Source organism: Haemophilus sp. HMSC071C11, from assembly GCF_001837655.1.
Taxonomy (GTDB): Bacteria; Pseudomonadota; Gammaproteobacteria; order Enterobacterales; family Pasteurellaceae; genus Haemophilus; species Haemophilus influenzae.
Genome location: NZ_KV833441.1, coordinates 76,519 through 85,396, shown reverse-complemented (window position 1 = coordinate 85,396; position 8,878 = coordinate 76,519). Strand labels below are relative to the sequence as shown.

Annotated in this window: 11 protein-coding genes and 1 pseudogene; 9 read left to right on the top strand and 3 right to left on the bottom strand. The window is 37.9% G+C overall.

The window, feature by feature from the left end; translation table 11 throughout:
- Positions 1-354: pseudogene (locus HMPREF2644_RS07220) on the top strand (ABC transporter ATP-binding protein); the annotation flags it as partial.
- A 27-nt stretch (positions 355-381) separates the two neighbouring features.
- Here the strand turns inward: HMPREF2644_RS07220 and can are convergent.
- Positions 382-1,071, bottom strand: coding sequence for a carbonate dehydratase (gene can / locus HMPREF2644_RS07215; RefSeq protein WP_005631770.1), 690 nt, complete (start codon positions 1,069-1,071; stop codon positions 382-384).
- Positions 1,072-1,146: 75 nt separating this feature from the next.
- Positions 1,147-2,550 carry an asparagine--tRNA ligase gene (gene asnS, locus HMPREF2644_RS07210; protein ID WP_011272560.1) on the bottom strand — a complete coding sequence of 468 codons (1,404 nt, stop codon included), beginning with the start codon at positions 2,548-2,550 and terminating at the stop codon, positions 1,147-1,149.
- 226 nt (positions 2,551-2,776) lie between these two features.
- Here asnS and ribE point away from each other — a divergent pair, with 226 nt between their 5' ends.
- The 6 genes from ribE (at position 2,777) to dapB (ending at position 6,687) form a co-directional block, all read left to right on the top strand.
- Positions 2,777-3,250 carry a 6,7-dimethyl-8-ribityllumazine synthase gene (ribE, locus tag HMPREF2644_RS07205; RefSeq protein ID WP_011272561.1) on the top strand — a complete coding sequence of 158 codons (474 nt, stop codon included), beginning with the start codon at positions 2,777-2,779 and terminating at the stop codon, positions 3,248-3,250.
- Positions 3,251-3,253: 3 nt separating this feature from the next.
- Entirely contained in the window at positions 3,254-3,688 is a 435-nt protein-coding gene (gene nusB, locus HMPREF2644_RS07200) for a transcription antitermination factor NusB (RefSeq protein ID WP_011272562.1), read from the top strand.
- 66 nt (positions 3,689-3,754) lie between these two features.
- On the top strand, positions 3,755-4,741 hold the full coding sequence (gene thiL, locus HMPREF2644_RS07195; RefSeq protein ID WP_011272563.1) for a thiamine-phosphate kinase: 987 nt from the start codon (positions 3,755-3,757) through the stop codon (positions 4,739-4,741).
- The gene (locus tag HMPREF2644_RS07190) at positions 4,738-5,229 is read left to right on the top strand and encodes a phosphatidylglycerophosphatase A family protein (RefSeq protein ID WP_005650347.1); all 492 of its coding nucleotides are present in this window, start codon (positions 4,738-4,740) and stop codon (positions 5,227-5,229) included. The genes thiL and HMPREF2644_RS07190 overlap by 4 nt, the downstream gene beginning before the upstream one ends.
- Positions 5,229-5,858: a LysE family transporter gene (locus tag HMPREF2644_RS07185; protein WP_011272564.1), complete on the top strand. Its 630-nt coding sequence runs from the start codon at positions 5,229-5,231 to the stop codon at positions 5,856-5,858. Before HMPREF2644_RS07190 ends, HMPREF2644_RS07185 begins: the two co-directional genes overlap by 1 nt.
- Before the next feature lie 16 nt (positions 5,859-5,874).
- A complete protein-coding gene (gene dapB / locus HMPREF2644_RS07180; protein ID WP_070828350.1) occupies positions 5,875-6,687 on the top strand; it encodes a 4-hydroxy-tetrahydrodipicolinate reductase in 813 nt (270 codons plus the stop codon).
- On the opposite strand, the gene yfaE is transcribed toward dapB, so the two are convergent.
- The gene (yfaE, locus tag HMPREF2644_RS07175; protein WP_005662492.1) at positions 6,682-6,930 is read right to left on the bottom strand and encodes a class I ribonucleotide reductase maintenance protein YfaE; all 249 of its coding nucleotides are present in this window, start codon (positions 6,928-6,930) and stop codon (positions 6,682-6,684) included. The two genes, dapB and yfaE, sit on opposite strands and share 6 nt — an antisense overlap.
- 45 nt (positions 6,931-6,975) lie before the next feature.
- Between yfaE and HMPREF2644_RS07170 the strand changes: the two genes are divergently transcribed.
- Together HMPREF2644_RS07170 and pheS are read left to right on the top strand one after the other, a co-directional pair.
- On the top strand, positions 6,976-7,716 hold the full coding sequence (locus HMPREF2644_RS07170) for a hypothetical protein (protein WP_011272566.1): 741 nt from the start codon (positions 6,976-6,978) through the stop codon (positions 7,714-7,716).
- 148 nt (positions 7,717-7,864) lie between these two features.
- Positions 7,865-8,854: a phenylalanine--tRNA ligase subunit alpha gene (gene pheS, locus HMPREF2644_RS07165; RefSeq protein WP_070828349.1), complete on the top strand. Its 990-nt coding sequence runs from the start codon at positions 7,865-7,867 to the stop codon at positions 8,852-8,854.
- Positions 8,855-8,878: the final 24 nt, after the last annotated feature.

Genomic DNA, 8,878 nt, shown 5'->3' with positions numbered 1-8,878 from the left:
GCCAATTTCTGGGCAAGTAAAGCAGTGGAAGAGCAGGCTAAAGCGAAGAAAACTGAACCGCTAAAAGAAGAAAGTGCGGTGAAAAATGACCGCACTTCTAAGCCGAAATCCGTGAAACTTTCTTATAAAGAACAACGTGAGTTAGAACAGCTGCCACAACTATTGGAAGAGTTGGAAACTAAAATCACCGTACTTCAAGCTGAAATAGCCGATCCAGCATTTTTCCAACAGGCTCACGATATTACCGACGCTAAATTAAAAGCATTGGCGGATACTGAAGCCGAATTAGAAACAGCATTTTTACGCTGGGAAGAATTAGAAGAAAAGAAAAATTTGGCTGACGGTAAAGCTTAAAAAAATAACGCCCAAAAGGGCGTTTTTTTATGTATTTTCAAGATGATCTTTTTTCAAAATATTTTCTTCATCAAGTATTGATAAACGAGCGATAGCGTTTCGATAAGAAATTTCAAGGGTTTCTCTGCTGGTTGCCATTACGCCTTGATCCACTAAAAATCCATCATTTACATCATATACCCAGCCGTGTAATGAGAGTTTTTGTCCGCGTTCCCAAGCACTTTTTACAATTGATGTGCGCCCTAGATTGTAAACCTGTTCCGCTACGTTAATTTTAGTTAGCATATCGGCACGTTTTTCTGGAGAAAGTTTACCGAGAAGATGACCGTGTTTAAACCAAATATCACGAATATGAAGAAGCCAGTTGTTGATAAGCCCTAAATCTTTATCTGCCATAGCAGCGTGAATTCCCCCGCAGTTGGTGTGACCACAGATAATAATATGTTCAATTTTAAGCACATCGACGGCATATTGCACAACAGAAAGGCAATTAAAATCTGTGTGAATTACTTGGTTAGCAACATTACGATGTACAAAAAGCTCACCTGGTTCAAGATTCGTCAATTTCTCAGCGGGTACACGGCTATCAGAGCAACCAATCCAAAGGTAATGTGGCGTTTGATGATCCGCAAGTTCTTTGAAGTAAGTAGAATTTTCTTCTTTCATTCTTTGTGCCCAACTGTAATTGTTGGCAAAGAGTTGTTTAATTTTATCCATTTTACTTTCCTTAAAATTCTGAAAAAATTAACCGCACTTTGGCGTAAGTGCGGTCAATATTAAAGTTAAATTGAATTAGAAATTCGCATTTCTTGGCGCGCGTGGGAATGGAATTACATCACGAATATTTTGAACGCCAGTTACATAGACGATTAAACGTTCAAAACCAAGACCAAAACCAGAATGTGGAACACTGCCGTATTTACGAAGATCGCGATACCACCAATAATCATCTGGATTTAATCCCATTTCTTCCATGCGTTTATCAAGCACCTCTAAACGTTCTTCACGTTGTGAACCACCGATGATTTCACCAATTCCTGGAGCTAACACGTCCATTGCCGCCACAGTTTTTCCATCATCATTTAAACGCATATAGAATGCTTTAATGTCTTTTGGATAGTTTTTCACCACAACTGGTGATTTGAAATATTCTTCCGCTAAGAAACGTTCGTGTTCAGAAGAAAGATCAATGCCCCAAGAAACAGGGAATTCAAATTTCTTACCAGATTTTAATAACACATCAATGGCATCGGTATAGTCAATTTGCGCAAAATCTGAGTTTACAAAGTTTTCTAAACGAGTAATAACATCTTTATCTACATGTTTTTCAAAGAATTGTAAGTCGTCTTTACGCTCTGCTAATACTGCACGAAATACGTATTTCAACATATCTTCTGCAAGTTTTGCGTTATCCGCTAAGGTTGCAAATGCAACTTCAGGTTCAACCATCCAGAATTCAGCTAAGTGACGGGTAGTATTCGAGTTTTCTGCACGGAATGTTGGGCCAAAAGTATAAATTTTGCTTAATGCACAAGCATAGGTTTCGCCGTTTAACTGACCTGAAACCGTTAAAAATGATTCTTTACCGAAGAAATCTTGGCTGAAATCCACTTTTCCATTTTCACTACGTGGAAGATTTTCTAAATCAAGTGTAGAAACACGGAACATTTCACCCGCACCTTCAGTGTCTGATGCAGTAATTAATGGGGTTGCCACCCAGTAGAAACCTTGCTCATGGAAGAAACGGTGAATTGCTTGAGACAAGCAATGACGAACACGCGCGACCGCGCCAATAATATTGGTACGAGGGCGTAAGTGAGCTACTTCGCGTAAATATTCGATAGAGTGGCGTTTTGCTGCCATTGGGTAAGTATCTGGATCTTCAACAAACCCTGTCACTTCCACTTTTTCTGCTTGTAATTCAACCGCTTGTCCTTCAGAAGGTGATTCAACGACTTTACCAGTTACAATCACAGAACAGCCTGTTGTTAAACGTAAAATTTCGCTTTCGTAATTTTTAATATCGTTATTAATAATTGCTTGAATTGGATCAAAGCAAGAACCGTCATAAACCGCTAAGAAAGATAAGCCTGCTTTAGAATCGCGACGGGTACGAACCCAACCACGCACAGTGACGGTTTCACCAATCGCCACTTTCCCTTGTAATACATCAACAATTGATGCCACTTTAGACATATTAAACCTCTGTAACTGAATGTAATTCACATAAAATTGCCGACAGTTTACCTTAATAAAGGAAATTTTCCATAAAAATATAGTGTTGGTGCGGGCTATGAACAATAAAATCGCCTTAAAAATGAGCCCTAAATAAAATAGGGTAAAGCCTCATTAATATTGAATATACGCGATTTTATGTTAAAATCTCGGGCCAAAATCATTATGGCTAATAATAGGAAAAAATATGAAAGTTTTAGAAGGCTCAGTTGCAGCACCTAATGCAAAAGTTGCAGTAGCAATTGCTCGTTTTAACAGTTTTATTAATGAAAGTTTATTAGAAGGCGCAATTGATGCATTAAAACGTATCGGCCAAGTGAAAGATGAAAATATCACTATCGTGCGTACCCCAGGCGCGTATGAGTTGCCATTAGTTGCTCGTCGTTTAGCTGAAAGTAAAAAATTTGATGCGATTGTGGCATTAGGTACAGTTATCCGTGGTGGTACAGCACATTTTGAATATGTAGCAGGGGAAGCAAGCAGCGGTTTAGGAAAAGTTGCAATGGATGCTGAAATCCCTGTCGCTTTTGGTGTATTAACTACAGAAAATATTGAACAGGCGATTGAACGTGCTGGTACTAAAGCAGGAAATAAAGGTGCAGAAGCAGCCTTAACCGCACTTGAAATGGTTAATCTTATTCAACAAATTGATGCGGCATAAATCATGACAGAACAAAAACAAGTGAAAAAGCCTTCTGCTCGTCGTCGTGCGCGTGAGTGTACTGTTCAAGCCTTGTATTCTTGGGCAGTATCCGGCAATACTGCAGAACAAGTGGAATTAGCCTTTGTGTTAGATCAAGATATGGATGGGGTAGATAAACCTTACTTCCGTAAATTATTTCGTCAAACAGTAGAAAATATTGAAACCGTTGATTTTTCAATTTCGCCTTATATTGACCGCGCTTTTGATGAGCTTGATCCTATTGAAACGGCAATTTTACGTTTGGCCGTTTATGAATTGTGCTTCGAGTTAGATGTGCCATATAAAGTGGTTATCAATGAAGCGATTGAAGTGGCAAAAGTATTCGGTGCAGATGAAAGCCATAAATATATCAATGGCGTACTTGATAAAATCGCACCAGCATTAGGGCGTAAATAATCCTTTTAAACTGAGAATGGCGCGCGTTTTTAATGCGTGCCTTTTCTTTTATAAGATAGGTGAAAAATGGCAATGGGTGAATTTGATTTAATTAAACGATATTTTCAGCAACAAATATTAGTTGATGATTCCGTTCAATTATCTATTGGCGACGATTGTGCGCTGGTTTCCGTGCCAGAGAATTATCAGCTTGCCATTACTACCGATACAATGGTGGAAAATACGCATTTTTTACCAACCATTTCACCTGAGGACTTGGCTTATAAGGCGGTTGCAACAAATTTAAGTGATCTTGCTGCAATGGGGGCACAGCCAAAATGGGTTTCACTGGCATTAACTTTGCCAAATGTAGACGAAAATTGGATTTCAACATTTAGCCAAAGTTTATTACACACGTTAAAACAATACAACGTCACATTAATTGGTGGCGATACTACAAAAGGTAATTTGTCTATTACGATTACGGCACAAGGTTTTGTCGAAAAAAACAAAGGAATTTGTCGGCATAAAGCACAAATCGGTGATTTAATTTATGTTTCAGGCACTTTAGGCGATAGCGCGGCAGGTTTAACACAAATTTTATTGGGCAAAAGTGCGGTTGATTCTGATGATGTTTTTTTGCAACAACGACATCTTAGACCCACACCTAGAATTGAACTTGGGCGGGCGTTAATTGATATTGCTCATGCTGCCATTGATCTTTCCGATGGGCTAATATCTGATTTAGGGCATATTCTTGAACGAAGTCAATGTAGTGCTGAAGTTGAACTGACTGCATTACCTCTTTCATCATCGATTTTAAATAAATATGATCGCACTCAAGCGGAACAATTTGCCTTAAGTGGTGGCGAAGACTATGAACTTTGTTTTACCATACCGCCCGAATATAAAGATGAATTAGAATTACGCTTGAAAAAACTGAACGTGCCTTGCACTTGTATTGGTAAAATTAATGAAAAGTGCGGTGACTTTTCTCCCCGTTTTTTACGGGATGGAAAACCTGTGAATATAATTTTTTCAAGCGGTTTCGATCATTTTAAGGAATCAAAATGACAGAAAATAATCCTCTTAAAAAAATCTCTCTTTTAAATCCTATTCATTTGCTTGCCGTTGGTTTTGGCTCGGGTTTAATTTATCCAGCACCCGGCACTTGGGGGAGCTTAGCTGGAACAATTTTAGGTGTGATTTTACTTTCCTTATTAGGCGTAAAAATCTTTTTAATTTTCACCGCACTTTGTTTTCTACTCGGTTGCTACCTTTGCCAAAAAACTACTGCAGATATGGGCGTACACGATCATGGTTCTATCGTCTGGGATGAATTTGTCGGCGTATTTATTGTATTAGCAGCGATACCGTCATTATCTTGGCAATGGATTTTGGCTGCTTTTGCGTTATTCCGCTTTTTTGATATTTTAAAACCGTTTCCAATTCGTTATTTTGACGAAAAACTCGAAAATGGTTTTGGCATTATGATCGATGACGTTTTAGCGGCAATTTATGCTGTGATTGTTGTATTTGCTATTCAATATTGGATGTTGTGATGCTAAATTTAATCATTGTGCATTTATTTGGATTAATGACGCCAGGGCCTGATTTCTTTTATGTAAGTCGAATGGCGGCAAGTAACTCTCGTCGTAATACAGTTTGTGGCATTTTAGGCATAACGCTTGGTATCGCTTTTTGGGGAATGCTTTCTATGTTGGGATTGGCGGTGTTGTTCGTTACCATTCCAGCATTACATGGCGTTATTATGTTGCTAGGCGGTAGTTACTTAGCATATCTCGGTTTTTTAATGGCTCGCAGCAAAAAATACGCTCAATTTGAACCGCACTCTGATACTGAATTTAATCAGCAAACCACAATCAAAAAAGAAATTTTGAAAGGGCTTTTAGTGAATTTATCCAATGCAAAAGTCGTGGTGTATTTTAGTAGCGTGATGTCGCTTGTCTTAGTAAATATCACTGAAATGTGGCAAATTATCTTGGCTTTTATGGTGATTGTGGTAGAAACATTTTGTTATTTTTATGTGATTTCATTGATTTTTTCACGTAATATTGCCAAGCGTTTATACAGTCAATACAGCCGTTATATTGATAATATGGCAGGTATTGTATTTTTATTTTTTGGTTGTGCGCTTGTTTATAACGGCATCAACGAAATAATTCATTAATAGAAAAGGAAGTAACATGACATTAAAAATTGCAATCGCTGGTGCTGGCGGAAGAATGGGGCGTCAATTAATTCAAGCGGTTCATTCTGCGGAAGGCGTAGAACTAGGTGCGGCTTTTGAACGCAAAGGATCATCTTTAGTTGGGACGGATGCGGGAGAATTGGCAGGAATTGGTCATCTTGGCGTTGCAGTTTCAGACGATCTTGAAAGCCAAAAAGATAAATTCGATTTATTAATCGATTTTACCCGACCAGAAGGCTCCCTTGAACATATTGCATTTTGCGTAGCGAATAATAAAAAAATGGTGATCGGTACAACGGGTTTTGATCAAAATGGTAAAGCAGCGATTAAAGCAGCTTCAGATAAAATTGCTATTGTGTTTGCATCAAATTTCAGTGTTGGCGTGAATTTAGTCTTCAAGCTTTTAGAAAAAGTAGCAAAAGTGATGGGGGATTATTGCGATATTGAAGTGATCGAAGCTCATCACCGTCATAAAGTTGATGCGCCATCTGGCACTGCACTTTCTATGGGCGAACATATCGCAAAAACCTTAGGTCGCGATTTAAAAACGCACGGAGTCTTCTGCCGTGAAGGAATTACAGGCGAACGTAAACGGGATGAAATTGGTTTTTCAACTATTCGCGCTTCGGATGTGGTGGGGGAACACACGGTTTGGTTCGCAGATATTGGCGAACGTGTAGAAATTTCCCATAAAGCATCAAGCCGAATGACTTTCGCTAATGGTGCAGTGCGTGCTGGTAAATGGTTAGAAAATAAGGCGAATGGCTTATTTGATATGACCGATGTATTAGATTTAAATAATTTATAAATCAATTTCAAGGTCACTTTCTACGTGACAGCAACATAATAAAATCTCATCAGGTTGAATAAAGGCAAGAGGCATTTCTTTATAAGACACCTTGCCTTTTTTGATCTTAACGCGACAAGAACCACAATAGCCACTACGGCATTGATATTCGTGATGAATATTATTTTTCTCGAGATGATCAAGTAAACTTGTTTCATTATTGAATTCTAATGTGGTGTTATGGCGGATAAGGTGGATTTTCATAATAACGATATGTTGTAATTTGTCGTACTATTATATAAGGAAAAGATGAAATTATTGATAAAAACTTCACTTAGTCAGTGGATTTGCTTGAATTTTGCCAAAATTCCTATTTTTAAAATGCTAGGTTTTATAACCGCACTTTTTATTACGGCTTGTAGTTCTATTAGCAAAGAACCAGTGAAGACTGTGGATATTTATATTAAACCTTATTATTCTGCTGAAAATGGAAAAGCAGAAAATGTATTTGTACATAAAGAAATTGATCCTATGTTACGTGAAAATACGCTAAAAGGTTATAAAAGTACGGTAAAATTTTTAGAAGAAAATCCAGCTCGCATTTCACCAATGACAATGTTTACCTTAGCCGCTCGGGCTTACGATTTTGGCTTAAGAGATGAAGCGGTTACTTGGTTTTATCGTGGTCAAAATCGTTTGATCACCGCACTTTATGTGTTGGATTTACCAAAACAAACGGTGCAGGATAATACAGGGTTCAGCCATGTTGTAGGGCAGTTTGTTAATGCTTATGCGTTTTGTGATTTTGATAAACAAAGTCGTGCTGCCGAAAATGCGGTGAAATGGACAATTGCGCATCCTTATGAAGTGGTTTTCTTACCAGCATTACCCGCAAAATTTGCAGATCGTCAAAAAGCGTTAAAAGAATCGGAAGAAAAATTAGTTCAACGTTTACAGGAACAAGCCCGTTTTTTTGCTAATCCAAAAAATAAAGAAAAATGGCAAAAAAAGCGGTCAGAAAATTTTGTGAATGAACGATTTTGTTGGTAACAAGAAAAAATGGAATAGCGAATACGTTATTCCATTTTTATTTTTGATAAGCCAATGATTTTTCGCATTATTCTTTTACTTTTTAAGGACTTGGTATTATCATTACTCGGTTTTTTATTTTATAGAGAAAAGAGAAGCAGGGGAAACTATGCAACATCTGAACGAGCTTGTTGAGAAAGCGAAATTAGCGATTGAATCCATTCAGGATAAAAGTTTAACGGCTTTGGATGAAATCCGTGTCGAATATTTTGGTAAGAAAGGGTATTTTACGCAATTAATGCAAGAATTGCGTAACGTGTCAGTAGAAGAACGTCCTGCGATGGGCGCAAAAATTAACGAAGCAAAACAAGCTGCGTTAGAATTTTTAAATGCAAAAAAAACGGAGTGGGAACAGGCTGAACTTAACGCAAAATTAGAAAAAGAACGTGTAGATGTCAGTTTACCAGGTCGCAAAGTTGAAACTGGTGGCTTACACCCAGTTACCATGACGATTAATCGTGTAACAAAATTTTTCTCAGAACTTGGCTTTTCAGTTGAAAATGGCCCTGAAATTGAAAGTGATTATTACAACTTTGATGCGTTAAATATTCCTAAACATCACCCAGCACGTGCCGATCACGATACTTTCTGGTTTAATCCAGAATTATTACTTCGTACTCAAACTTCTGGCGTGCAAATTCGTACTATGGAAAAAATGCAGCCACCAATTCGCATTATGGCTCCAGGACGTGTATATCGTAATGACTACGATCAAACGCATACGCCAATGTTCCATCAAATTGAACTACTTTATGTGGATAAAAAAGCAAATTTCACCGAATTGAAAGGTTTATTGCACGATTTCTTACGCGCTTTCTTTGAAGAAGATTTACAAGTGCGTTTCCGTCCATCTTATTTCCCATTCACAGAGCCTTCAGCGGAAGTGGATGTGATGGGTAAAAATGGTAAATGGTTAGAAGTGTTGGGCTGCGGTATGGTGCATCCAAATGTGTTGCGTAACGTTGGTATTGATCCGAATGAATATTCTGGTTTTGCCGTGGGAATGGGTGTTGAGCGTTTAACAATGTTACGTTATAACGTAACAGATTTACGTTCGTTCTTTGAAAACGACTTACGTTTCTTAAAACAATTTAAGTAATTTCTCGGATTTGAATTAAAAGGA